This is a genomic window from Glutamicibacter sp. NPDC087673 (assembly GCF_044743255.1).
Lineage (GTDB): Bacteria > Actinomycetota > Actinomycetes > Actinomycetales > Micrococcaceae > Glutamicibacter.
Genome location: NZ_JBIUWB010000001.1, coordinates 276,295 through 301,294, shown reverse-complemented (window position 1 = coordinate 301,294; position 25,000 = coordinate 276,295). Strand labels below are relative to the sequence as shown.

At 59.9% G+C, this 25,000-nt stretch carries 24 protein-coding genes; 14 read left to right on the top strand and 10 right to left on the bottom strand.

The window, feature by feature from the left end:
* Window positions 1–12: 12 nt before the first annotated feature.
* The gene (locus ACIOTL_RS01410; protein ID WP_400341375.1) at window positions 13–678 is read right to left on the bottom strand and encodes an IclR family transcriptional regulator; all 666 of its coding nucleotides are present in this window, start codon (window positions 676–678) and stop codon (window positions 13–15) included.
* Window positions 679–847: 169 nt separating this feature from the next.
* Here ACIOTL_RS01410 and ACIOTL_RS01405 point away from each other — a divergent pair, with 169 nt between their 5' ends.
* The 3 genes from ACIOTL_RS01405 to ACIOTL_RS01395 all read left to right on the top strand — a co-directional run bounded on the left by ACIOTL_RS01405 (window position 848) and on the right by ACIOTL_RS01395 (window position 4,489).
* The gene (locus ACIOTL_RS01405) at window positions 848–2,746 is read left to right on the top strand and encodes an FAD-dependent monooxygenase (RefSeq protein WP_400341373.1); all 1,899 of its coding nucleotides are present in this window, start codon (window positions 848–850) and stop codon (window positions 2,744–2,746) included.
* A gap of 111 nt (window positions 2,747–2,857) precedes the next feature.
* The gene (locus ACIOTL_RS01400) at window positions 2,858–3,577 is read left to right on the top strand and encodes an AAA family ATPase (protein WP_359185163.1); all 720 of its coding nucleotides are present in this window, start codon (window positions 2,858–2,860) and stop codon (window positions 3,575–3,577) included.
* A gap of 84 nt (window positions 3,578–3,661) precedes the next feature.
* Window positions 3,662–4,489, top strand: coding sequence for a PspA/IM30 family protein (locus ACIOTL_RS01395; RefSeq protein ID WP_400341370.1), 828 nt, complete (start codon window positions 3,662–3,664; stop codon window positions 4,487–4,489).
* Between the two features lie 86 nt (window positions 4,490–4,575).
* On the opposite strand, the gene ACIOTL_RS01390 is transcribed toward ACIOTL_RS01395, so the two are convergent.
* From ACIOTL_RS01390 to ACIOTL_RS01380, 3 genes are read right to left on the bottom strand one after another with little or no spacing between them, the layout of a single operon-like run.
* Window positions 4,576–5,439, bottom strand: a complete 864-nt coding sequence (locus tag ACIOTL_RS01390; RefSeq protein WP_400341368.1) for a hypothetical protein — start codon at window positions 5,437–5,439, stop codon at window positions 4,576–4,578.
* A complete protein-coding gene (locus ACIOTL_RS01385) occupies window positions 5,436–6,125 on the bottom strand; it encodes a response regulator transcription factor (protein WP_332727922.1) in 690 nt (229 codons plus the stop codon). The genes ACIOTL_RS01390 and ACIOTL_RS01385 overlap by 4 nt, the downstream gene beginning before the upstream one ends.
* The gene (locus ACIOTL_RS01380) at window positions 6,113–7,405 is read right to left on the bottom strand and encodes a sensor histidine kinase (protein WP_400341366.1); all 1,293 of its coding nucleotides are present in this window, start codon (window positions 7,403–7,405) and stop codon (window positions 6,113–6,115) included. Before ACIOTL_RS01380 ends, ACIOTL_RS01385 begins: the two co-directional genes overlap by 13 nt.
* 125 nt (window positions 7,406–7,530) lie before the next feature.
* Between ACIOTL_RS01380 and ACIOTL_RS01375 the strand changes: the two genes are divergently transcribed.
* Window positions 7,531–8,139 (top strand): GNAT family N-acetyltransferase, encoded by a 609-nt coding sequence (locus tag ACIOTL_RS01375; protein WP_388023499.1) that lies wholly within the window; start codon window positions 7,531–7,533, stop codon window positions 8,137–8,139.
* A 60-nt stretch (window positions 8,140–8,199) separates the two neighbouring features.
* Here the strand turns inward: ACIOTL_RS01375 and ACIOTL_RS01370 are convergent, their stop codons facing one another.
* Complete coding sequence (locus tag ACIOTL_RS01370) at window positions 8,200–8,958, bottom strand: FadR/GntR family transcriptional regulator (protein WP_105656128.1); 759 nt, start codon at window positions 8,956–8,958, stop codon at window positions 8,200–8,202.
* 187 nt (window positions 8,959–9,145) lie between these two features.
* On the opposite strand from ACIOTL_RS01370, the gene ACIOTL_RS01365 reads away from it, so the two are divergent.
* From ACIOTL_RS01365 to ACIOTL_RS01345, 5 genes are read left to right on the top strand one after another with little or no spacing between them, the layout of a single operon-like run.
* A complete protein-coding gene (locus tag ACIOTL_RS01365) occupies window positions 9,146–10,666 on the top strand; it encodes an ABC transporter substrate-binding protein (protein ID WP_388023496.1) in 1,521 nt (506 codons plus the stop codon).
* A 33-nt stretch (window positions 10,667–10,699) separates the two neighbouring features.
* Window positions 10,700–11,647 (top strand): ABC transporter permease, encoded by a 948-nt coding sequence (locus tag ACIOTL_RS01360; protein WP_133834157.1) that lies wholly within the window; start codon window positions 10,700–10,702, stop codon window positions 11,645–11,647.
* A complete protein-coding gene (locus ACIOTL_RS01355; protein WP_105656130.1) occupies window positions 11,647–12,498 on the top strand; it encodes an ABC transporter permease in 852 nt (283 codons plus the stop codon). Before ACIOTL_RS01360 ends, ACIOTL_RS01355 begins: the two co-directional genes overlap by 1 nt.
* 3 nt (window positions 12,499–12,501) lie before the next feature.
* Window positions 12,502–14,259: a dipeptide ABC transporter ATP-binding protein gene (locus ACIOTL_RS01350; protein WP_388023493.1), complete on the top strand. Its 1,758-nt coding sequence runs from the start codon at window positions 12,502–12,504 to the stop codon at window positions 14,257–14,259.
* 28 nt (window positions 14,260–14,287) lie between these two features.
* Complete coding sequence (locus ACIOTL_RS01345; RefSeq protein ID WP_400341363.1) at window positions 14,288–15,703, top strand: amidase; 1,416 nt, start codon at window positions 14,288–14,290, stop codon at window positions 15,701–15,703.
* 79 nt (window positions 15,704–15,782) lie between these two features.
* Here ACIOTL_RS01345 and ACIOTL_RS01340 read toward each other — a convergent pair whose 3' ends face one another.
* The 3 genes from ACIOTL_RS01340 to ACIOTL_RS01330 are packed head-to-tail and all read right to left on the bottom strand — an operon-like array spanning window position 15,783 to window position 18,862.
* Window positions 15,783–16,562 carry a FadR/GntR family transcriptional regulator gene (locus ACIOTL_RS01340; RefSeq protein ID WP_105656133.1) on the bottom strand — a complete coding sequence of 260 codons (780 nt, stop codon included), beginning with the start codon at window positions 16,560–16,562 and terminating at the stop codon, window positions 15,783–15,785.
* A gap of 50 nt (window positions 16,563–16,612) precedes the next feature.
* On the bottom strand, window positions 16,613–17,383 hold the full coding sequence (locus ACIOTL_RS01335; RefSeq protein ID WP_400341360.1) for an SDR family NAD(P)-dependent oxidoreductase: 771 nt from the start codon (window positions 17,381–17,383) through the stop codon (window positions 16,613–16,615).
* Window positions 17,384–17,413: 30 nt separating this feature from the next.
* The gene (locus ACIOTL_RS01330; RefSeq protein ID WP_400341358.1) at window positions 17,414–18,862 is read right to left on the bottom strand and encodes an aldehyde dehydrogenase family protein; all 1,449 of its coding nucleotides are present in this window, start codon (window positions 18,860–18,862) and stop codon (window positions 17,414–17,416) included.
* 207 nt (window positions 18,863–19,069) lie between these two features.
* Between ACIOTL_RS01330 and ACIOTL_RS01325 the strand changes: the two genes are divergently transcribed.
* The 3 genes from ACIOTL_RS01325 to ACIOTL_RS01315 all read left to right on the top strand — a co-directional run bounded on the left by ACIOTL_RS01325 (window position 19,070) and on the right by ACIOTL_RS01315 (window position 21,782).
* A complete protein-coding gene (locus ACIOTL_RS01325; protein WP_400341356.1) occupies window positions 19,070–19,729 on the top strand; it encodes a GntR family transcriptional regulator in 660 nt (219 codons plus the stop codon).
* The gene (locus ACIOTL_RS01320) at window positions 19,726–20,838 is read left to right on the top strand and encodes a 3-isopropylmalate dehydrogenase (RefSeq protein ID WP_400341354.1); all 1,113 of its coding nucleotides are present in this window, start codon (window positions 19,726–19,728) and stop codon (window positions 20,836–20,838) included. Before ACIOTL_RS01325 ends, ACIOTL_RS01320 begins: the two co-directional genes overlap by 4 nt.
* 104 nt (window positions 20,839–20,942) lie before the next feature.
* Window positions 20,943–21,782, top strand: a complete 840-nt coding sequence (locus tag ACIOTL_RS01315) for an SGNH/GDSL hydrolase family protein (RefSeq protein WP_400341351.1) — start codon at window positions 20,943–20,945, stop codon at window positions 21,780–21,782.
* A 4-nt stretch (window positions 21,783–21,786) separates the two neighbouring features.
* On the opposite strand, the gene ACIOTL_RS01310 is transcribed toward ACIOTL_RS01315, so the two are convergent.
* Together ACIOTL_RS01310 and ACIOTL_RS01305 are read right to left on the bottom strand one after the other, a co-directional pair.
* Window positions 21,787–22,209: a VOC family protein gene (locus ACIOTL_RS01310; protein ID WP_332489207.1), complete on the bottom strand. Its 423-nt coding sequence runs from the start codon at window positions 22,207–22,209 to the stop codon at window positions 21,787–21,789.
* A gap of 198 nt (window positions 22,210–22,407) precedes the next feature.
* Entirely contained in the window at window positions 22,408–22,830 is a 423-nt protein-coding gene (locus ACIOTL_RS01305; protein WP_105656140.1) for an acyl-CoA thioesterase, read from the bottom strand.
* Window positions 22,831–23,074: 244 nt separating this feature from the next.
* Here ACIOTL_RS01305 and glsA point away from each other — a divergent pair, with 244 nt between their 5' ends.
* Together glsA and ACIOTL_RS01295 are read left to right on the top strand one after the other, a co-directional pair.
* The gene (gene glsA / locus ACIOTL_RS01300; protein ID WP_400341349.1) at window positions 23,075–24,103 is read left to right on the top strand and encodes a glutaminase A; all 1,029 of its coding nucleotides are present in this window, start codon (window positions 23,075–23,077) and stop codon (window positions 24,101–24,103) included.
* A 337-nt stretch (window positions 24,104–24,440) separates the two neighbouring features.
* Window positions 24,441–24,995, top strand: coding sequence for an alternate-type signal peptide domain-containing protein (locus tag ACIOTL_RS01295; protein WP_105656142.1), 555 nt, complete (start codon window positions 24,441–24,443; stop codon window positions 24,993–24,995).
* Window positions 24,996–25,000: the final 5 nt, after the last annotated feature.

Here is a 25,000-nt window from a genome sequence, read left to right as displayed (position 1 = left end):
GGCAGGTACCGCTCACGAGCGGATGCCCAGGCTTGCCGAGATGCGTGCCGAGGCGGCCGTGAGCACGGCTGCAATGTGGTTGCGATCGCGTTCCAGCGGCGGGTAGATGACTGCGATGGCCGCGGGCTTGCCCTGCGGGAGCACCAGCGGAACGGCAATCGAGGTTAGTCCCGGGATCACTTCGTCATGGCTGAATTCGAAGTCCTTGGCCGGGTGCTCCTGGGGATTGAGCATGGAACGGATGACCCGTCCCGGTGCGCCGTTGTCGATCGGATGGCGGGTGCCCGGGCGCTGGGCCACGGTGGCATCGGCGAGCCGGGGTTCTGCGGTGCTCAGGGTAACGGCTGCCTCGCCATCGAAGACGACAAGCAGCGCCGTCATCTGCAGCTCATCGGAGACAGTGGCCAGATGCGGTGCGGCCGCGGCCTGCAGGGACTTGGCGACGTTGCGCGCCAGCGCGCCCAGGCGGGCTCCCAATTCGAGCTCGCCTGCAGGATTGCGTTCCACGAAACCGTACTGCTCGAAGGTCTTGACCAGCCGGTAGGCCATGGAGCGGTGCACGCCCAGCAGTCCGCCGAGTTCCGAGACGCTCAGCGGCGTCTCGGATTCCCCGATCAGGGTCAGTGCCTCTAGCCCGCGGCCCAGGGTCTGCGAACCGCCTTCGGTGGTTTTGCTCATGTTCCAATCATTCCATCTGGCCTGCGCAGATGCCTGCCGCGCTGTTCCGGGTGTGATCCACGTCTTGCCTACAGCCTACGTGAAAGCTACGATTGTTTCTATAGTTAGAACAGTGTCGCAATTATCGAGACAATGAAGTTCGGCGGCACAGCGATAGGGGAGCCACATTATGCAGATTCACCACAGGGGATACGTTTCCGGGGATCCACGGGTCAAGGAAGCGGCCGGCTACGGCATCGACCGCGCCGAGCAAATTCCCGATGAAATGGATGTGCTGATCGTTGGAACCGGTCCGGCGGCCGCCGTGGTGACCGCGCAGCTCTCGCGCTTCCCGAGCATCAACGCCCGCGCCATCGAGATGCGCCCGGGCCGGCTCGACGTCGGCCAGGCCGACGGCATCCAGGCCCGCTCGGTGGAAACCTTCCAGGCTTTCGGCTTCGCCAACGAGGTTGTCGAAGAGGCCTACCGCAATGTCGAAATGTGCTTCTGGACCCCGGACCCAGAGAACCCGGCGAACATCAAGCGCCATTCGCGTGCTGCCGACGACTCCACCGGAATGAGCGAGTTCCCGCACATCTACGTGAACCAGTCGCGCATCCTGGACTACTTCCTGCGTGACGCCGAACGCGCGCCGGGCAAAATCACCCCGGACTACGGCGTGGAATACCTCGGCTGCGAGATCGACCCGGACGCCGAATACCCGGTGTCCGCGCGCATCAAGTACGTGGCGGGGCCGCGTACTGGCGAAGAGCGCACCGTGAAGGCCAAGTACCTGGTTGGCGGCGACGGCGCGCGCAGCCAGGTGCGCCGCTCGCTGGGCCACAAGCTGCACGGCGATGCGGCCCTGCATGCCTGGGGCGTCATGGACGTCATGGTCAACACCGACTTCCCGGACATCCAGGTCAAATGCTCCATCCAGTCCCACGACGCGGGCAATATCCTGCTCATCCCGCGCGAGGGCGGCTACCTCGTCCGCTTCTACGTGGACCTGGGCGAGCTGACCGCCGAGGATGCCGGGGCCATCCGCAACACCCCTGTCGAGGAAATCGTGGCCACGGCCAACCGCATCATCCACCCGTACACCATGGACGTGAAGAACGTCGCCTGGTTCTCGGTCTACGAGGTGGCCCACCGGATCACCGACGGCTTCGACGACGTTTCCGATGAGGAGCGCGGCACCCGTTGCGCGCGCGCCTTCATCATGGGCGATGCCTGCCACACCCACTCGGCCAAGGCCGGGCAGGGCATGAACGTGTCCATCCAGGACGGCTTCAACCTGGGCTGGAAGCTGGCCGCCGTGCTCGAAGGCCGCGCCCCGGATGCGCTGCTGGATACCTACGCCGGGGAACGCAAGGTCATCGCGCAGAACCTGATCGACTTCGACAAGGAATGGTCCACCCTGATGGCCAAGTCGGTGGACGATTGGGAAGACCCTGACGAGCTGGAGAAGTACTACACCAAGACCCAGGAATTCCCTGCCGGGTTCATGACGCAGTACACCCAATCGCCGATCACCGCCGGCCTGGAGCACCAGGATCTGGCCCCGGGCTTCCCGGTGGGCAAGCGCTTCAAGTCCGCCGAGGTCATCCGCCGTTCGGATAATCGCTGGCGCCACTTGGGCCACTTCCACGAGGCTGACGGACGCTGGCGCATCTACGCCTTCGCCGATGTGGCAGCACCGGCACTGGAGGGCACCGCAATGGCCGACTTCGCCGCTTGGTGGAGCGCCGATCCGGCATCGCCGCGCAACCTGTACACCCCGGCAGGCAGGGACGAGGATGCCGTTTTCGATACCAAGGCCATCTACCAGCAGGACTATACGCAGGTCGAGCTGCATGATGTGCCCAAGGCCTTCCAGCCGCTGAAGGTCCCGTACGGCCTGCACGACATCAACCAGGTATTCGCAGCCGGCCACGGCCGCGACATCTTCCGCGACCGCGAAATCAGCAAGAACGGCGCCATCGTGGTGGTTCGCCCGGATCAGTACGTCGCCGGGATCTTCCCGCTGGATGCGCGTGAGGAGATTGCCGGGTTCTTCGCCGGGAACATGCTTCCGGCCAACGGCTAGCAAACCCTAGTGGCTCTTTGGCCGCACCCTGCTGAACCATGGGTGCGGCCAAGGGGCCAAGCCTGCATAACGGCCGCCAAGCTGTCGCGCGCTGCTGGTAGCCTCGGGTGCATGAGCGCACTTTTCGACACTCTGCCGGTTCGCCGCATCACCGAACATCCCAAGGCACCCATGGATCGTTCCGACTGGGCCGCCCAGATCCCGGCGGTGCAGCAACTGCTTGACGAGGGCCTTGAGCTGGGCCAGCTGACTGTGCTGGTGGGTGAGAACGGCGCGGGAAAATCAACTCTTGTCGAGGCGATTGCAGCGGCCTTTGGACTGAATGCCGAGGGCGGAACCCGCAACAGCATGCACCATACCCAGCCCACCGAATCCGGGTTGTCCTCGCACCTGCAATTGGAACGCGGAGCCGGTGCGTCCAAGGCCGGAGTGTTCTTGCGCGCAGAAACCATGCACGGGCACTTCGCCTATCTGGGCTCCATCGGCTCGCGCGGAAAGCACAATTTCCAGAGCCATGGCGAATCCTTCGTCGAGTTCTTCACCGAGCGCTCGTATGTCAATGGGTTGTGGGTCTTCGACGAAGCCGAGTCAGCGCTGTCCTTCAATGGCTGCCTCATGCTGCTCTCGCATATTGCAGATCTGCTGCGTTCCGGTTCCCAGGTAATTCTCTCCACCCACTCGCCAATTCTTGCTTCCTTGCCGGAGGCGCGAATCTATGAAATCGGGGAGTGGGGCATCCGCGAATCGGACTACGACGAGTTGGACATGGTGCGGAACTGGCGGCTTTTCCTGGATGCCCCGGGACGGTACCTGCGCCATTTCAATGACTAGATTGCCAACGCAGCGTGGTCTTCGGTTAGAGCGGCGCTGCTAATTCCCCTAAGCTTTAAGCAACGGAAGACGAAGGGACGCACTATGGCCAAGAAGCGCTCAATTTGGGCTCGAATGTTCGGTATCGGCAAGGCTAACGCCAACGCCGCTTTGGATGCTCTGGAGGATCCGAAGAAGATGCTGGACCAGTCGGTTCGCGAATACACCAACAACATTGCCCAGGCCGAGCAGGCGGTTGCCCAGACCATCGGCAACCTGCGCATGGCCGAGGACGACCACGCCAAGTTCCAGCAGGAAGCCAAGGACTGGGGCAACAAGGCGCTGGCCGCGTCGAACAAGGCTGACGAATATTCCGCCGCCGGTGACAGCACCAACCAGCAGAAGTTCAACCAGCTGGCCACGGTGGCCATCCAGCGCCAGATGGACGCCGAGAAGCGCGCCAAGAACCTGGGATCCACGATCGCCACCCAGCGTGATGTCGTGGCCAAGCTGAAGACCGGTCTGAACACCATGCAGACCAAGCGCCAGGACCTGGTGGCCAAGCGCGATGAGCTGGTGGCCCGCGCGCGCAATGCCAAGACCCAGAACCAGATGATGGACACCCTCAAGGCCCTGGACATCAACGACCCGACCAGCGAGATCAGCCGCTTCGAGCAGCAGATCCGCCAGGACGAAGCCAAGGTCCGCGGTGCGCAGGAACTGGCGGCCTCTTCCCTGGATGCGCAGTTCGCGCAGCTGGAAGACCTCGGTGCCGAGACCGAAGTTGATGCGCGCTTGGCAGCCTTGAAGGCCAGCAACGCCCCACAGGACATCCTCGAGGAAGCCGACGGCGCAGCGCAGATCGAAGCCGGCGCACCGCAGGTTTCCGAGATCGAAGCACGCCTGGCTGCCTTGAAGAAGAACCAGGCCTAGGTCCTAGCCACAAGCGCCAAAGCGTCCCTTCCCGGATCACTACTGATCCGGGAAGGGACGCTTTGCCTTTTTCGTGGGAACCGGGTCTAGCGGCCGACCGATTCCTGGGCGGTGCCTGCTGGATGCAAGGTGGCACTGCCTGCGGAGACATCGATCGTGATCTTGTTAGGGGAGTTCGGATCGGTGGCGAGCAGGTTCTCGACGGATCCGGCGGCCGTATTCTGCCGCAGGTCGTAGGTGGCCTCGGGCAGTTCCAGCTCCAGCGAGCCGGCGCTGACACTGCCCTCGATGCTCTTGGGCGCCGTGCCCGAGAGTTCGCCAATGAGTTCGCCGGCCGAGATATCAAACCGGGCGCTTCGGACATTGTCCAGGCGCACCGTTGCTTCCCCTGCGCCCAAGTCGATATCGGCGGTGTGCGCGCTGCCGGTGAGGTTCAGCTCCCCGGCACCGACTTCAACCACCAGGTCCTTGTAGGCGCCGACTGCGTTGAAGGATCCGGCGGACAGCTCGAAGTCCGCATCCAGCCTTCCGTTGTCCATGGATTGCGGAAGCACCAGCGTTGCCTCGTTGTCGTCGAATCCGCAGCCGAAGAAGCAGAAGTTGTCCCAGGCATTCGGGGCTTCGACGATGAGCCGATCGCGCTCCCGATGCAGCTTCCAGCTCGCGGACTTGGCGCTTTTGACTTCAAGTGTTGCCTTGTCGGTGTCCGCAAAGACCAGATCGAAGCGTCCCGAGCTCGCCGAAACTTCCAAGGCGGTCACCCCGGAGACCTCTGCTTCGTGGACCGAATGCTCCCGGGAGACCGAAGCAAAGGCGCTGCGTGCCGTGGCGATGACCAAGGTGAGAATGACCAGCCCGCCGAGCACCGCGAGGATGATATTCAGCGGCTTGCCGTTGTTGGGTGGCGCCGGTGGGTTTGGCGGTAGCGGCATGGTTTGCGTGGTAGTCATGATCCTGTCCTGTCTGTGCGGTTGGTGCCCAGGGTTTCAATATGAGCCAGGGCTGCCAGCACGCGCCGGTTGCCCGTTCCGTCGGCTTCCAAGCCGAGTTTCTGGAAGATGGAAGTGATGTACTTTTCTACGCTGGCCTCCGAGAGGAAGAGCAGCGCGGCGATCGCCTGGTTGGATTTTCCTTCGGCCAGTGCGGCCAGGACTGTGCGTTCCCGGTCGGTCAGTTTCTGCATGCGGTCATCGTGATTGCGTCGAGTCAACAGCTGTGCCACCACTTCCTGGTCCAAGACGGTTCCACCACCTGCAATCTGCTCCAGCGAAGCAATGAACTCGCTGACATCCGCAACACGGTCCTTGAGCAGGTAGCCGATCGCTCCGGACTGGGTGGAAATCAGTTCCGAGGCGTAGCGCTCCTCGACGTACTGGGAGAGCACCAGCACCGGCAGATCCGGATACTTCTTGCGCAGTTCCAGCGCCGCACGGATGCCTTCATCCGTGTAGGTCGGCGGGAGACGGACATCCAGGATGCAGATCTGCGGGAAATCATCGGCGGACGAGTTGTCCAGGAAATCCATCAGCCCGCTGGTTTCGGGCAAATCCGCGACAACATGGTGGCCGCTGTGGGCCAGCAACCTGACCAGCCCTTCACGCAGCAGGACCGAATCCTCGCAAATCAGTACGCGCATGGCACGTTCACCTCCACTGCAGTTGGCCCGCCCTGGGGGCTGTCCAGGCTAAAGGTGCCGCCGGCGGCGAGCACCCGATTATTGATTCCATCCAGGCCGCCGCCGGGGGTGATGCGCGCCCCGCCGGTGCCGTTGTCCTCGATGCGGGCCCACAGGCTTTGCTGGCCCTCATGCTCCCGGACCCTCACGGTGATCTGGCAGCGCTGGGCCCGCGAATGCTTGGCAGCATTGGTCAGCGCCTCGGCAATGGCGAAGTACACCGCCGCTTCGGCCACGCGCGGATAGCGCCCATTGAGCTGGATATCCAGGCCCACCGGGATATGCGAGCGGCCTGCGATAGCCGAGAGCGCCGCATCCAGTCCGCGGTCATCGAGTACCGACGCGTAGATTCCGCGGGTGAGCTGGCGCAGTTCGGTAATCGCGGACTTGGTTGAAGCATGGGCCTCGGCCACCAGTTCCTTGGCCTGGCGCGGATCGCTGTCGATCTGCTGGTGCGCAAGCCCCAAGGTCATGGCCACGGAGACCAGCCGGGGCTGGACCCCATCGTGCAGGTCGCGTTCGATGCGGGTGCGCTCCACCTCTGCGGCGCGCACCGCTCCTTCACGCTGCACCGCGGTGGTGCGCACGCGTTCGACCAGTGCACTCTCGCGGGCAATAGAACCGACGATTCCCACGGTGACCATCCGGTGCAAGAAAACCAAGCCGATAACCACTGCTATTCCCAGCAGCGCCGCCAGCACCAGCCAAGGTGCCTGGCTTACTGGAGTCTGGAAGCCCCACAGCCCGGGAACGGTTCCCAGCGGGTCGGCACTATCTGCCTGCAAGACCGGGGCGAAGGCAACGATGGACGAACGCACGGCCATTTGCAGGGCAGTGAGCATCAGCGAGCCGGCCAGGCAGGAGAAGAGCAAGCTTCCCAGCAGCGCCCACATGCGTCCGTTGGACACATTGCGTCCGAGCGAACGGACGTATTCGCCAAAGCCTTCACGGCGGCGTGGCCGCCAGGTCAGCGGAGCGACGTCCATGTCGTAGAGGTTGCTGATTCGAGTCAGCTCGAAGCGGGCCAGGCCGAAGAGCGCATAGACCAATCCGGCCAAGACGACCAGGCCCAAACCGAGGATCGGGGTCAGCGCGACGCCTACCGAGAGCCAGGCCAGCAGCAGCGAAAACAGGATCAGGCCGGCAGACCCGAACAATGCCACATGCAGCAGCGTCATGCCCAATCTCAGCGGGGGACGGGCAGGTGCGGTGCCCGGTAGAACCTTAGGTGTCGAAGTCATACCTCAACACTAGAGCGCGCAGGTCAGCGCCAACACCGAGGGAACCGGAGTTCTTCATTATGGAAAACCCGAAGAATTTGCCTCCCAGGGTGCCCTTTGGGCTTTTCGGAGCGCAGGATGGACAGATGGACACGAACCAGGATCCGCAGGCGGCAGGAACAGCGCCCATCGAGATCAGGCCGCTGGCCGAAGAACGCATGGACGACTTCGCGACGGTAGTGAATCCGAGCCGGAGGCAGAAGCATTGCTGGTGCTTGTCGCACCGGATCGGTGCCGTCGAGATCAGGGAACGAGGCGCAGGGGACCGGTTCGCCGCCATGCGCTCACTGAGCACCGAGCCGATTGCCCCGGGAGTGATCGCCTATCGCGCAGGGGAACCGGTGGGCTGGTGCAGCATCGCTCCGCGATCGAGGATCCCACTGCTGGAAAAGTCCAAGCTCATCAGGTCCGTGGATGATCTGGAGGCTTGGAGCATCACCTGCATGGTGGTGCGCAGCGGCTACCGCCGCCAAGGCGTGAATCGGGAAATGGTCCAAGGCGCAGTGCAGTATGCGCGGGACCTCGGGGCGCCAGCGGTCGAAGCCTACCCCGTGGATCCGGCAGGGCGGATGGACCTGACCATGGCCTTCGTCGGAACCAGGAAGATGTTCGAGCAGGCCGGGTTCGAGGTCGTCGGGGTCAGCGACGCCCAGGCCAGCAGGATGCCCCGGCTGATCATGCGCAAACTGCTCTGACCCGGTGACGCTGTGTTGCATTTGCTCCGCTTTGGCACCGGGATAAGGAACCGGCGTGAATTAGCGAGGTTCCGTCAGCGCTTCAACGCCGCGCACCCCTTCATCATCCAGACGAGGTTTGAAATACGTGGAAATGGCCGTCTTGGCTGCGTTTCCGGCGGTGACTGGCTCTCTGGCTTCAATTGCATCGAAGATAGCTCGGTCCAATGCCACCACTTTTTTCATTTCTAGGGACTCGTTGTCCGCGTGGCTCATCTGGTCATTCATGACGCTCAAGATGGCACCGGATACCGCCTCGCCACAGATCCGCAACAGGCTGTTGTGGCTGGCTTCCCATACGGCCGCGTGGAAATCGAGGTCGGCTCGGTTGAAGGATCCGGAGCCCGCAGCCGCCTCAGATTCCATGCGTTCAACTGCATCGCGCATGACCGATAATTGCTCGGAACTATGCATTACGGCCGCTAGCTGGCAGGCGGAACTCTCCAGAACGATTCTGAATTGAACCAATTCCGAGAGTGAGAGGGTAGCTATGCGCGCCATATTGGCAAAGGATCTGCCCAGATTATCCGTGGAAACCGGCAAGACAACTGGACCGCTGCGGCTACCGGGACGCGACGCAATGAGGCCTTGGCTCTGTAATACTCGCAATGCCTCGCGGACCGTTGGCCGGCTGACGGAGAACTGCACCATGAGCTCGCGTTCACTGGGAAGGTGCTGGCCAGGTTCAATTTCCTTGGACAGAATCGCTTCCTCTATCTGTTGCACTACTCGCTCGTAGGTCAATGTTGGCACGGCCGGCGTGAAAGTTAGCTTGCTCAATTGGGGCCTTCCTTTAGCTGCGAGTGGAAACGGTTAGCGGACAAGGTATTGCAGTTCTCCGGGGCGGCACCGCCCCAGCCAAATATTTCGACAACTGGTAAGACCAGAAAACTTAGTAGAAATATCAGCATATATGGTGTTGTATGGATCACATCACTCAATGGACATGTTGACCGATGGAGATCCCATGAAAGAGAAAAAGAACTACAGTCGGCTTGCGGCGACAGTGCTGGTTGGCTCTCTGGCGCTAACCGCGTGCTCTGCAGGATCAGGCGGGACTTCGTCGGAAGGCTCGGCCGAAAACACTTCAGTGACCGTCGCGCTAACTGGTGAACCGGTCAATCTGGACTTCACCACGACTGCAGGCGCTGCTATTCCGCAAGCGCTCATGTCCAATGTCTATGAAGGATTGGTCGAGATCGACCAAGAAGGAAAGATCCAGCCGTTGCTCGCCGAATCGTGGGAGCTGAGCAACGGGAACAAGACTTATACGTTCAAGCTTCGCGAAGGCGCAACCTTTTCCAATGGCGAAGCGTTCACTGCCGATGACGTCAAATTCAGTATCGAACGAGTCCAATCCGATGACTGGGTCTCTAGCTTGAAGACGAAAATGGAAATCGTGGACTCTGTCGATGTCCTCAGTGATTCCGAAGTCGCCATTACCCTGAAGCAGCCGAGTAATGCCTGGCTTTTCGACATGGGCACCTTGGTCGGAGCCATGTTCGATCCAAGCGGCGTTGACGAACTAGCTTCGACCGCCATTGGGACTGGGCCATACGAAATTGATGCGTGGAACCGCGGGCAGTCCATCGAACTCGCGACACGCGATGACTACTGGGGCGAGAAACCGCAGGTTGAAAAGGTCTCACTGCGCTACTTCGCCGATGCGGTAGCCACGACCAATGCACTTCAATCCGGCGACGTGGATGTCGTCTACAACATGCAGTCCCCGGAACTGCTGTCCGGTTTCGAATCAAACGACAAGTACCAGGTCCTTGACGGCACCTCCAATGGCGAGATCGTCTTGTCCATGAATAACAAAAAAGCTCCGTTCGATGACAAGCGCGTGCGCCAAGCCGTCATGTATGCCATCGACCGCCAAGCTGTAGTCGACACCGCATGGAACGGCTACGGCACGGTGGTGGGCGGACCGGTTCCGACCACCGACCCGTACTACGAGGATCTGAACGATATCTACCCGTACGACCCGGAGAAGGCCAAGGCGTTACTCAAGGAAGCTGGAGCCGAGAACCTGCAGATCACTTTCAAGGTTCCAACTCGCCCTTACGCAACCGCAGTCTCTGAAATAGTCGTCTCTCAACTGGCTGATGTCGGAATCGACGCTAAGATCGAGTCCTCCGAATTCCCCGCGGTCTGGCTCGACGAGGTCTTCACCAAGCACGATTACCAGATGTCGGTCGTCCTGGCAGTGGAGAGCCGAGATGTTTTGGCAATGTTCAACAACCCGGACTACTACCTGGGCTACGACAATTCAGGCATTGAGGAGCTTGCCGCAAAAGCCGATGCTGCCGACGAAGCCGGATACGTGGATGGCATGAAAAAGGTGGTTCGCACCATCGTTGATGATGCAGCTGCAGATACCCTGTTCATCTTCCCGAACATCGTGGTAGCCAGGGCAGAGGTGACCGGCATTCCGGCCAACTCCGTGACCGAAGCATTGGATATGACCAATATCGGCTGGAAATAGCTTCCATAGCCGCACCGACAAAGGGAAAATCACGTGGGTATTAGATTACTGATCAACTTGGCAAGATTCGTTGTCACTTATGTGATTGCAACGGTTGCAGTGTTCCTTTTCATGCGAGCAATTCCCGGAGATCCTGCCCAGATTGCCCTGGGTGTGAACGCCACCCCGGAGCTATTGGCCAAAACGCGAGCCGAGTTCGGGACCGATCGGCCGCTGATCGTCCAGTACTTTGACTGGGCGCTGGGGTTGCCCACCGGCAACTTCGGCACATCCTACGTCACGCGGCAAGATATCAGTCCGCTGATTGTCGACCGGGTGCAAGTCAGCCTGATCCTGGTACTGCTGGCAATGGTCCTCGCCTTGGCGATTGCGATTCCCTTCGGCACCTACGCGGCGGTCAAGCACCGCAATCCGAGCGGCATCATTGTCAGCGGAATCAGCCAGGTAGGCGTGGCCATTCCCAACTTTCTCGCCGGCATTCTGCTGGTGGTCGTCTTTGCCGTGGGCCTGGGTTGGCTTCCGGCCAACGGGTGGACACCGCCCGGCGAGGACTTCGGAGATTTCATTTCCCGCGTCGTCCTGCCAGTGCTCGCTCTGGCATCCGTGCAGGGAGCTATCCTGACTCGCTATGTCCGTTCGGCGGTGATGGAAGTGATGAGCGAGGATTACTTGCGGACCGCACGGTCCAAGGGCCTCGGGAAGCTTGAATCGCTGATCAAGCATGGTCTGCGCAACGCCTCCATCCCAGTTCTGACAGTTACCAGCGTGCAGTTAGCGGCATTGATCATTGGCGCGGTGGTCATTGAACGGGTGTTTGTGATCCCAGGCCTTGGGTCCATGCTGCTCGACGCGGTGGGCAACCGCGATCTTCTTACCGTGCAATCGGTGGTCATGGTGCTCGTCGCGATTACCTTGATCATCAACTTGGTCGTGGACGTTCTCTACACAATCCTGGATCCACGCATTCGAAAGGGCGCGTAATGTCTGCAGAACCAGTTACCGCTTCAAGCACCCGTCGAAAACTCTCCGTGACGCTGCTGGTAGGCAGCATCCTCGTAGCTCTCGTGGTGCTCGCTGCACTCGTCTCCTTTGTCTGGACCCCCTTCGATCCGGTACAAGCAGTTCCCCAGGATCGCTTGCAAGGATCCAGCGTCACCCATCTGATGGGTACCGACAGGTACGGACGCGACGTCTTTTCGGGAATCCTGTACGGAGCGCGCATTACCTTGCTGGTGGGTTTGGTTGCGGTAGGTATCGCCCTGATCATTGGGACGCCGCTAGGTATTCTGGCTGGCATGCGAGGCGGCATCACCGAGGAAGTTACCATGCGTGGCGCTGATATTCTCCTCGCTTTTCCCGCGTTGCTGGTAGCGATCATGTTTGGCGCCGTATTTGGAGCCAGCACATTCACGGCCATGCTTGCAATCGGCATTGGCTCGATACCCGGCTTTGCGCGTGTTGCGCGAAGCGGCACCCTGCAGGTGATGAGCACCGAATACATCATGGCTGCCAAGGCATCCAGCCAGAGCAGCTGGCGTATCGCCCGGCGCCATGTGCTGCCCAATATCATCGGCATGGTCGTGGTGCAGTGCTCGGTATCGTTCGCAATTGCGGTACTTGCCGAAGCAGCGCTGTCCTTCCTTGGCTTGGGCACTCCACCACCAGTCCCATCCTGGGGCCGCATGCTGCAAGAATCCCAGCAATTCCTGGGGACCTTCCCGATGCTCGCCGTTTGGCCGGGCGCCGCCATTGCCGTTGCAGTGTTGGGCTTCACCTTGCTTGGTGACGGTCTGCGTGATCGGTTCGATCCGAAACTGAATGGAGATCGGTAATCCATGGATAAGAAAACAACTACCGGCGCTCTGATAGATGTCAGGGGCCTGACAATCAGCACCAAGCACCGCACGCTTGTCTCGAACTTTAATCTGCGCATGAATCCGGGGGATCGTGTAGGGCTGATTGGCGAATCTGGTTCCGGAAAGTCCATGACCACATCCGCCCTTATGGGGTTGCTCCCGGAAGGTGTCAGCGCCAGTGGCTCCATCCAGCTTGCGGGTCACCCACGGAATCTGGTCGAGGCAACTGACAGGGAACTGCAGAAAATCCGTGGCAATGATATGAGCATGGTCTTCCAGGAGCCGCTGACCGCATTGAATCCGCTGATGAAAGTCGGTCCGCAGGTCGCGGAAATTATGACCAGTCATAAGACCGTTGCTTCAAAATCAGCGGCTCAGGCTCGTGCGGTGGAACTGCTCGGATCGGTTAAGCTCCCGGATCCGGCACGGGCCGCCCGCTCTTATCCGCACCAGCTTTCTGGAGGCCAGCGACAGCGCGCCATGCTGGCGATGGCCTTGGCGAATAACCCGGGTCTCTTGCTCTGCGATGAACCGACCACGGCTTTGGACGTTACGGTTCAACGCCAGGTTCTGGATCTGATCTTGGAATCGGTCCAAGAACGCGGCACCGGGTTGTTGTTCATCACCCATGACCTTTCGGTGGTCGCCAACGTCTGCGACCGGGTGCTGGTGATGAACAACGGCCAAGTGGTTGAAGAAGGCGATACTGGAGAGGTATTCAGCAATCCGCAACACCCTTACACCCGAGGACTGCTGGCCGCCTCGGACCTGAATGCCACAGATGCCGACGGCAGGTTATTCACCGTGGCTTCGGCCGCTTCCTACATTCCGCCTTTGGCCGAAGCGCAGCCAGTCGTGGAAGCAGCAAACGCGGAAATAAGCGATCTCCGGGAACACGATCAGGCCGCGGGGGACATTGCTCCCGAAGTACCCTCGTTGATCAGTGTCAAGGACCTGACGCGATTCTATCCTGTCGGACGCTCGTCGCTCTTCGGGAAGCGTTCGGAGGTGCATGCGTTGAAAGGCGTCTCCTTTGACGTTGCTGCCGGGCAACGTTTCGGTGTGGTCGGTGAATCCGGTTCCGGAAAATCCACCCTCTTGCGCATCTTGGCAGGTCTGGACCAACCCACCTCAGGCAGTGTTCGTGTGGCAGGAAGCGAGGTTGCAGGGGCCAAGGAGAGGGATCTGGTCCAATTGCGCCAGCAGCTGCAGATCGTTTTCCAGGATCCCATGGGATCGCTGGATCCGCGGATGCGTGTCCGCGACATTATCGCTGAGCCTTTGCTTGTTCCGGGGCAAAAGGTGGATAGCGCCAAGCACCGGAAGATGGTCGCAGAGATGCTCGGATCGGTGGGACTGCCGGCCGATGCCGCGGAACGCTTCCCGCATCAATTCTCCGGTGGACAGCGCCAGCGAATCTCCATTGCTCGTGCGCTGATCTGCGAGCCTCGGGTGCTGGTGGCTGATGAACCGGTCAGCGCTCTGGATGTCTCCGTCCGGGCCCAAGTACTGAACCTGCTTTCGGACTTGGTCGACGACTACCAACTGACCCTCGTCTTCGTCTCCCACGATCTTGGCGTGGTGCGGCATATCTGCGACAACGTCGTGGTGATGAATGAAGGGCGGATCGTCGAAAGCGGAACAACCGAACAGATCTATGACAGTCCGCAGCATGCGTATACGCGGACTTTGGTGAATTCATCCATGTCCCTGCGCAACGAACTGGCCCTGCGCTAGTAATGCTCATTTTCCTTGAGAGGCCATCATGTCCCAGCTTTCTGAACACACCACCGCACTGCACCAGCTGTCCGCGCAGGAACTTCACGCGTCCTATGCTGCGAAGGACATCTCGCCGGTGGATGTAGCAGAGTCGGTCATCAAACGGGTTCAGGAACGTGAACCGGTACTCAACGCGATGTACCAGTTCGATCCGGAAGACGTGCTGAGCCAGGCCCGCGAAAGCGAGCAACGCTGGGCCAGCAGAACACCGCTCGGTCCACTAGACGGGGTGCCGGCAACGGTCAAGGAGAACATAGCACGCAAGGGCATCCCGATGCCTTCGGGAACGGCCCTATCCAACCCCAAGGTGCCCACGCAGAACGCGCCGATCACCGATCGAATTCTTGAAGCCGGCGGCATCCTGGCTGGCTCGACTACGATGCCGGACTGGGGCATGCTCTCTTCGGGTGTTTCCAGCCTTCACGGAATATCGCGTAGCGCTTGGAACCCTGGATGGACCACCGGTGGCTCCAGTGCGGGTGCGGGATCGGCGGCTGCTGCTGGATACGGGCCACTGCATGTCGGCACCGACATCGGTGGATCCATTCGCCTGCCCGGCGGCTGGCAGGGGTTGGCAACACTGAAACCCAGTGCAGGATTGATTCCCCTGGATGTCCCGTACATTGGCCGGGCGGCCGGCCCCATGGGACGTACCGTGGATGACATTGCCCTTTTCATGTCAGTGCTCGGACAACCAGATATCCGTGACTATTCGGCACGGGCCTATCCGGCCATGCAATGGCAGTCAAAGCTTGGCAGCGTCCGCGGGATGAGAATCGGGTTGCAGCTTGAAGCTAACGCTGGGGTCGCTGTCGACCCCGAAATCCGATCGGCGGTGCAGTCGGTAGCGGACACTTTTGCGCAGGACGGTGCCAGGGTGGAAGAGTTGCCGCCCTTCATCGACCAAGGCATGCTTGACCAGCTTGACCGCTTTTGGCGTACCCGGTCCTGGGCCGATTTCCGTGAACTGAGCGAAAGCGAGCAGGCGAAGGTCCTGGATTACATCGTGCGCTGGTGCGAAGGAGGAGCCAAGTTCGATGGCGCCGACACGATCAGGAATTTCGGTGCGATCGACCAGATGCAGAAGGTGACCATCGCGGCTACCGCCGGGTATGACCTCATCATCTCTCCGGTCTCCCCGATGGCTGCTTTTCCTGCGGAACAACCGATGCCAGTGGTGGATCCTGACGCCACCATGGGCCATATTGCCTTCACCGTCCCGTACAACATGTCCGGTCAGCCAGCGGCTACCGTCAATTGCGGTTTCACGTCCGAGGGCAAGCCCATTGGCGTGCAGCTGGCCGGAGCAGTTGGAACCGATGACGATGTGCTTCGCGCAGCCAGCTGGTATGAGGCAGCTCGGCCAGATAGCGCCAAACCGCAGTGGTCGAACTTGGACTGAAAATCCCGTACAAGCAGGGCACAGCAACCACCGCAGTTGCTGTGCCCTGCTTGTTGTTCTGATCTGCAGTATCGGGAAATCAGCTGGTTTGCGTGGCCTGTCCGAAGGACGCCAGCGCGGCAAGAGCTGTCCGGTCATCGGCAGGTACCAGATGACCGTAGTATTCGAACAGGCTGCTGCGGGCAAGATGCTCAGCCAGATGCGCATCTTGCTTCTGGATGGCCATGAAGACCTCGTGATGATGGTCGAGGGTGCGTTGCATCAAAGCCTCGTCATCGGAACTTTGTTCAATGCTGGACGTGATGAGCTGCTCGATGGACTGGCGGACTGCTTCGCCGGTAATCTGCAGCAGTGCATGGCCGCTGGCCTGCGCGATCACGTCATGGAAATCGAGGTCTGCCTGGCTGAAAGCGCTTTGGCTCTGCGAACGCGCCGCCCGCATCCGCGCCATCGCCTTCTCGAGCTTCAATAAGTCCGCATCGGAACGTCGCGTTGCGGCCAGCGAATTGGCCGAAGATTCCATGGTCATGCGATAAATGAGCAGATCCGCGAGGCTCGACGAAGAGGTCGTGGCCAAACGGCTTATCATTTTGCGCAAAGGCGCTGACGTGGGAGAGAGGACAACCGCTCCGCGCGGATCACCCGGCCTAGAGGCAACTATCCCGTTGCTTTCCAAGACCCGCATCGCTTCACGCACCGATGAACGACTCACCTCAAACTGGGTTACAAGTTCGCGCTCTCCGGGCAGATGATCCCCGATTTTCAGTTCGCCGCTAAGTACCTGGCTTTCAATGGAACTGACGATGGCTTCAAATGCGCGCGTCTTAGTTGCAGCTGGCACCTCTGGTGTCTGTGACATCTTAAGTCGCTTTCGTGGTGGTCTGTCTGAAGAATCCTTGGCAGCACCGCCTAGTTCGGTGGGGTGAAACGACCATCGATGGCGGTCCAACCGCCATCGACGGTGAGCACCGAACCAGTCACGAAGCTCGATGCCGGCGATGCAAGATAGACAATGGCTCCAGCCATTTCCTCTGGCCTGGCCCAGCGGCCCAAGGCGCTCTTCTGGGCGTAGGCGTTGTACCAGCCGGGGTTGGCCTTGATCTGTGCGGTCAGAGGGGTTTCAACAACCCCTGGGGCAACAACATTGACCCTGACACCCTGCGGGCCGAATTCGGCGGCCGCGGTACGGGCCAGCTGGACCAGTGCAGCCTTGGTGGCCGCATAGACACTTTGCCCGGGCTCGACAACTGATGCGCGAATGGACGAGATGCCAATGATGGATCCGCCGCCATTGGCTGCCAGCCGAGGTGCGAAGGCCTGGATCAGTCCGAATGAAGCCCTCAGGTTCAAATTCACCACGCGGTCGAATTCTTCCATCGTGTAGTCGACGATGCGCTTTCGGACATTCGTGGCAGCGGTGAACACCAGGGCAGCGATGTCATTGAATTCATTGGAAGCGGCCTGAACAGATTGAATATCCAGAACGTCGAGCTCGATAACCGTGGAACCGCTGCTGAGCATGTCGGCGGTCTCCTGCGCGGTTTCGGCATCGCGGTCGGCGCAAATCACGTGGGCGCCGTGGGCGTCGAGGGCCAGAGCCGCTTCACGGCCAATGCCGCTGCCTGCACCGATGACCATGACGCGCTGGCCGGCAAATTGGAAGAGCTGCGTGTAATCCATTGTGTTGTCCTTCGTTTATGTTGCCTCGGGCTACGGGCGGATGATGGCCATCCGGGTGACAGTGAATTCTTCCATTGCGAAGCGGGGGCCTTCACGGCCGATCCCGGAGTCCTTGACTCCTCCATAGGGCATGATGTCTGACCGGAATCCCGGGATTTCATTCACTACGACACCGCCAACTTCCAGTTCATCGATGGCGCGGAAGGCCGTCTTCAGCGACTTGCTGTAAATGGCTGCCTGCAGTCCGTACCGTGAATCGTTCACCAGCTCAAAAGCTGCATCGAGGTCAGGCACCGTGCGCAAGCAGATGACAGGACCGAATATTTCCTCGCACCATAGTTCTGCATCGGACGGGACGCCGCTCAGAATCGTGGGCTGGATGGATTCTCCTAGCAAGCCTCCGCCGGTCAGCACCTGTGCTCCGCGTTCTTTTGCCTTCTCGATCCATGACAGCACGCGTCCGGTGGATGCCTTATTGATCAGCGGAGCCACCCGGGTCTGTTCCGAGCGGGGGTCGCCAACCGCTATTTCGCCGATGCGCGCCAGCAGCTCCCGCTGGAAGTCGCCAGCGATTTTCTCATCGAGCAGAACGCGCTGAACAGAGATGCAGGCTTGCCCGTTGGCATAGAACCCCCCGCGTAGCACGGCATCGACTGCTGCATGGATGTCGGCGTCCTCGGCGACAATGAAACCGGTGTTAGACCCCAGCTCCAGCACTGCCTTGCGTGGTGCCGCATTCTTGGCGATCTGGTGGCCGACGGCCGCGGACCCGGTGAAGGAAACCACCGCTGAGCGAGGGTCTGCGACCAATGTCTCGCCAACGTCAATGCCGCCGGTAACCAGCTGCACCGCTGCGGTGCTGACCTGATGGGCGGCGAGGGCTTCGCGGATCAAGTGCACAGCCCACAACGTGGACAGAGGAGTATTCGGTGCTGGCTTGATGATGATCGGGCACCCAGCCGCCAGCGCTGGCGCAAGCTTATGGCTGGCCAAGAGCAAAGGGTAATTGAAACCGGCGATGCCGATCACGAGTCCTGCCGGTTTACGGGTCCAGTACCCGATCATGCCATCGCCGCTGGCCTGCAGATCCAGGGGTACTGTTTCGCCGCGCAGGTTCGCAACTTCTTCGGCTGCCGCGGCCCATGTGGTCAGGGTGCGCGCAACTTCTACCCGGCAGTCCACCAGGGGTTTGCCGGTTTCGAGGACCAGGAGATTCTCGAGCTCTTCGCGGTGCTCGGAAATCTTGTGATGGACCGCCAAGAGGATTGACCGCTTGGTGCCGGTGCTCAGCCTCTCGACTTCCTTGGCGACGCCTTGGGCGGCGTCCAATGCCTGGCTGGCTAGTGCCGCAGAGCCTACAGGCGCGTGCGCAACTACTGAACCATCGAAGGGGAAAATAACGGGGACTGTTTCCGCGCAGTGCACCCACCGATCGCCGATGGGCAATCCCGCAGGGTAAGCATCTGAGTGAGAAGTCATCGTTCCTACTTTCGAATTGGCGCCATGGAAGTCCTACTGGTCTGACCAGTAGATGACCAAAGCTAATCAGTGATCTAGCTCGCAGTCAACGGGTTTGAGGAAAATGACCCTTTCACACTTCTAAAACGTTGAATTCATTGACATTAAGCGAAACTCCGGGAACAGTAATGCTCACAATTCCACTTCGGGATACCGAGAAATTCGGATGTGCGAGTACAGGCGGTGGCGGTGGCTTTTGACTGGAGGAGCAACGTTTCGCTGGCTCGGGAAACTGCTGGCGTCATCAGTGAGCGAGTCTTCTTGGGACGGTATGCGCCAGGACAAGTCTTGGCGCAGCAGCGGCTCTCCGAAGAGCTTGGCGTCAGTCGGACACCCTTGCGTGAAGCCTTTGCCTTGCTAGAGCATGAAGGCGTGGTTCAGCTCGATTCCTACGGGCGAGCCACGGTTACGAAGATGGACATAACGAATCTGCGTGAAGCACTGAAATTCCGCGAACTATTGGAATCGGCAGCCTGCGGCATGGCAGTCGATAAGATATCGAGGCCCTTGCTCGCCGACATGCTTCAAGCGTTGCGCAACTCGGGAACCGCCACGCCACATAATGCTTCCAAGGTGCACCTATTGCTGCTGGGATCATCGGGCAATCGCTATCTTCAAGGATTCTCGACCCTTGTGCGGATAACCGAGGAAGTGCATTTGCCAGCTACCGCGTGGTTCCCGACGAATACCGGAAAACTGCGGAACCTCCAGGTAGGCATCCTGGAGTGTTTAGCCGAATCAGACGGTAAGGCTGCACAACGCCGAGTACGCGAATACTTCAACGAACTTCAAAACCACCTAGCCGCTAGTGAAAGGCCTATCCAATGAAAACCTACAGCGTTGCCGTCATCCCCGGAGACGGGATCGGCCCGGAAGTCATGGGCGGAACACTTGACGTTTTGGCTGCAGCTGAGAAGAAATTCGGCTTCGCGCTGGATATGACTACTTATGACGCAGGTGCTAAGCATTATCTGCAGACCGGCGAGCTATGGAACCCGCAGTTGACTCGAAAGCTGCGGGGCCATGATGCCATACTCTTCGGCGCGATGGGGGATCCAGCAGTGCAGCCAGGCATACTTGAGCGCGGATTTATCCTAGCGATGCGCCAGGAATTCGAGCAGGCGGTGAACCTGCGCCCGGTCAAGCTCTACCCGGGCGTCGCCACCCCCATTGCCGGGCTGACACCGGAACGTTGCGATCTGGTGATCGTCCGTGAGAATACCGAAGGTGCCTACATTGGCCAAGGTTCGACAGTCCACGCAAATACACCTCACACTGTGGCGCTCCAGGAATCGGTCAACACCCGGCAGGGGATCTCGCGAGTAGTGGAGTATTCCTTCAAGCTGGCTATGAGCCGGCGTAAGAAACTTACCTTGTGCCATAAGAAGAACATACTTATCGAAGCTGGGAAGCTTTGGCAGGAAGTCGTGGACCACGTTTCTGGGCGCTATCCCGAAGTTGAAGTCGACTACGTTCATGTCGATGCCATGTGTTTCCATCTCCCTGTTGCCCCGGAAAGATTCGATGTAGTAGTTACCGATAATCTCTTCGGAGATATCATCACGGACCTTGGAGCTGTCATCCAGGGCGGCCTGGGCGTCGCAGCAAGCGCGAATCTCAATCTGGATGGAAACTCACCTAGCATGTTCGAAGCCATCCACGGCTCGGCTCCCGACATTGCCGGAAAGGGCTGGGCCAATCCTGTCGGTGCGATCCTGTCTGGTGCGATGATGCTCGCGCATCTAGGAGAAGAGCGGGCCGCAATGGCCATTGAATCTGCTGCCGTCAGCGTGGTGCGCGAGCTTCCCGAACTAGCCGGACCGAACATGGGGAAGGGCACCTCTGGCATTGCAGACGATATTGCTCGGCTTGTATCCGAGGATTTCGTTATGGTTCCGGGTCTATCGGTGATGAAGAGCTTGTCTGCGGCACGATGAGCTTCTGCCAATAGACCGACTGCACGCCGTTGTCATCTAAAAGTGTGGTGGGGTTCGTTTTCCCGTCATTGCTTAGTCAACTGTTCCTTGTAGATTAGCCAATCATGGGACGGCTGTTTATGGCGATCGGGGATTCCTTTACCGAAGGCGTGGGGGACTGGGAACCGAGGCTGCCCAACGGGGTACGCGGATGGGCCGATCGCGTGGCCAAGCAGCTATCCAAAGCGGATCCCGAGTGGCAGTACGTGAACCTGGGAATCCGCAGCCGACGGCTCCAGTCGATTATCGACGAGCAGATCCCCGTAGCCCTGGAACTCAGGCCGGAGGTGATCACCTTTTATGCCGGCGGCAACGACATCCTGGAATTCCGCAAGGACATGAAGGAATTCCTTGCCCGATACTCGCAAGCCGTCGAAGCCCTTGTTTCCACGGGTGCCAAGGTCCTGCTGTTCACCGGGTTCGATATCCCCGTGCACCCGGTGCTCGCCCCGTTCAAGCGGCGCAACTGGCGCTTCAATGACCACGTGCGCCGGCTCGCTGAACGCTATCCGGACTCAGTAGTGCTCGTTGACTACTGGAATTGGGAGGCCTACCGGGATAAGCGCATGTGGGATATCGACAAGCTGCACATGAATCGTGCCGGCCATCGCTACATGGCCATCAGGATCCTGGAGATCCTCGGGTATCCGCACCAGCTGGTTTTCGATCCCTTTGGCGCCGCGGACCGGGTCGGATTCTGGCAGGCCACGCAGCGCGACGTGGAATGGCTGAGGCAGTGGGTGCTGCCGATGTTCGGGCGGCGCATGCGCGGCATTACCCTTGGGGACCAGTTGCGTCCCCGCTGGCCGGAGCCGATGCATCCGGCCAAGGGGATGAAGAAGCAGTTCCGCAAGCGCCGCAAAGCAGAAGAGCTGCGGCACCTACGGAATTCCGAGGTCGGCTAGCAGCCTAGCTGCCTGGGTTTTCCATTGCTTCTGGACTCATCCACGCGATTTCCCAGACGTGGCCATCCGGGTCCTGAACGGCTGCCTGGTACATGCCCGGGAATGGCTCATCTGCCGGGCGGTAGACGCTGCCGCCACCGGCCTCGGCCCGCGCAACGAAGTCGTCGACGCCTTCGCGGGTTTCTGCCGAGAGGGCATTGAGGGTTTCGCGCAGGCCGCTTCCGAGCGCCGGCTTATCGCCGTTGACCAGGAAGCTTGCGAAGAACTCCTGGCGCAGGACCATTACGAGAATGTTCTCGGCGATGATCCATGAGGTGGCATTTTCATCGGAGAACGTCGTGTTCTTGGTGAAGCCCATGGCCTCGTAGAACTTGTCGGCTCTGGCTAGATCGGCGGTCGGTAGGTTGACGAAAATCATCTGGCCCATGGGTTTCTCGCTTCTGCGTCGGGGGAATTCCTCAGTGCAAAAACAACTTTGCTGGACGCATGAACCGAGCGCAAGAGCTATGCGGGATTAACCTTGAAATGAAACAAGGCCCCGCTAGAGCACGCAGTTAAGCGCGGCCGAGCGGAGCCTTGAATCAAACCCTTGAATTCTTGAGGGCTTCGGGCATTCAAACGGGGACTAGATCAGTGCCTTGGTGATTTCCAGCGGGATGCGATCGCGGGTGTAGGTGATGTGGTCGTAGCCGTGCGGTGCCGGCTTGCCATCTTCGCCGATGTTCACGAAGACGATCTTCTCGATGGTCAGGATCGATTCCTGGGTGAAGATGTTGCGCACCTCTGCGCGCAGGGTGACCGAAGTCCGGCCGAAGTCGATAGCGGTCAGGCCCATCTCGATCAGGTCGCCTTCCTTTGCGGAGGCGATGAAGTTGATCTCGGACATGAACTTGGTGACAACGTGCTTGTTGCCCAGCTGGATGATCGAGTAGATCGCAGCTTCTTCGTCGATCCAGCGCAACAGGCTGCCGCCGAACAGCGTGCCGTTTGCGTTCAAGTCTTCTGGGCGAACCCACTTGCGCGTATGAAAAGTAATACCCTTAGCCATACACAAAATGCTAAGTCAGATCGGGTGCATTGCGCTGTAAGTTGCTCCACAATGTAGGGGAAAACACATGCGATTCATGCATTGAGCACCAAGTGGACACATGATTGGAGCGGGCGCCGGGAGAACTGGCCCAATGCTTCCTGCCTGTTGATGGCTGTATCCAAGGTGCTAAGCGGCAATGCTGTTGATAAGGTCAAATCAAGCAGCATGAATCAACGGACCCAGGACTAAAAGGCAGGTGAAAATGACCTATCCTTCGGAAGGGAATAACGAAACTATTCCCACCGATTTCGACGACGTCGTTCAGCAAGTTTCTACCGGTGAGCTGGAACATGATCGCATCGATTCCCTGCTCAAGGAAGCCCATGAGCGATACGCGGATGCAGATGACGGGCTCCTTGCCCACTACATTCCGATCTTGGGCCAAGCGGACCCCAATCTCTTTGGCATCGCCATGTCCCACGTCGGCGGCTCTGTCCACATGGTTGGCGATTGCGATCACCTGTTCTCGATCCAGTCGATCTCCAAGATGTTCGTCTATGCGCTGGTGGTGCAGAAGCATGGGCGCGAGGTCGTTCGCGAACGCATCGGCGTGAACAATACGGGCATGTCCTTCAACTCTGTGATGGCCGTCGAATTGAACAACGGCTTGCCGATGAACCCCATGGTCAATGCCGGCGCCATCGCCACGACAGCAATGATGCCCGGCAAGACCGCTGCCAAGAAGTGGGAGAACGTCCGGGAAGGGCTATCCGCCTTTGCCGGCCGGGCGCTGAGCCTGGATGACGAGGTCTACCACTCAGAATCGCTGGCCAACGAGCGCAACAAGGCCTTGGGGCATTTGCTCAAGAGCTATGGGCGGCTGGAGAACGAACCTGCGGATGCTGTTGATGTGTACACCAAGCAGTGCTCGCTGAATATCAGCGCGCATGATCTTGCCGTCATGGGCGCGACGCTGGCCGATGGCGGAGTGAACCCGGTGACCGGAAAGCGCGTCGTCGATGCAGACGTTTGCCGCGATACCCTGGCGACCGTGGCCTCCAACGGCTTGTACGAGCGTTCTGGCGAGTGGCTGTTCGAGATCGGGATTCCGGCTAAGTCCGGGGTTTCTGGCGGCATTGTCGCGGTAGCTCCGGGCAAGGGCGCCATTGGCGCGTTCTCGCCGCCCTTGGACATGGCCGGGAACTCGGTGCGCGCGCAGCTGGCCATCGGGCAGCTTTCGCGTGCCATGGGCCTGAATCTGTTTGCGTCGGCGCCAGATCGGGAAAGCTGATCCCGGGCGTTTCACGCATTATCCAAAAGGCGGATTGATTCGCTAACTAGCTAGACTTTTATGGACAGGTGGATGGCCTTTGCCGTCCATCTTTCGCCATCCGGCGCCGGATCGTTTCGAGAGTTGGAAGCACCATGCAAAGGTACTGATCAGCTACTGGTTAGCCAAAACCTTCGACGCCATGAGAATACGTTTTCACGGCGGTTGTCTTGTTTCCTTTAGCGGTGCAAGCCGGCGGCATCGTCATGTGACGTCCGGGGGTTGTAAAACCTACTAAACAAGCTTTACTTAAAGTGTGTGTCACTGGGGGCACCGAAACTTTGAGGATGCGTAATTCATGAAGAAAGTAACCAAGGCAACCATTGCTGCTGTTGCAGCCGGAGCGCTGTTGCTCGGCGGCGCTGGAACGATCGCGCGCTGGCAGGCGCAGCAGACTATTGACGCGGGCACCGTGGAAACCGGCCACCTGAACTTGACGACCAACGGGGAGGGCAACTGGCAGGACATCAGCAATCCGGAAGCGCCCGAGCCGTTCGACCCGGCAACCCAGCAGCTCGTTCCCGGCGACGTCGTTGCGTTCAGCCAGACCGCCACCATCGATGCCGAAGGCAAGAACATTGCTGGATCCCTGAGCGTCGACCAGGCGGCTACGGCGCTGGGAGCGTTGGAAGGATACGTGACCGTCGCTCTGCAGGTCGACGCATCGGCGCCGGGGATTACGGAGGAAGCTGACGGCACACTGAGCTTTGCCGATCCGGGCACCTATTCAGTTCCATTCCTGATCACCGTCACCTTTGCCGAAGGAGCGGTAGGGGACACCCCGCCGTCGACCTACGACCAGCCGCTGGATCTTGAAGCGCTGACGCTGACCTTGGACCAAGTCCGCGCTTAGTCATG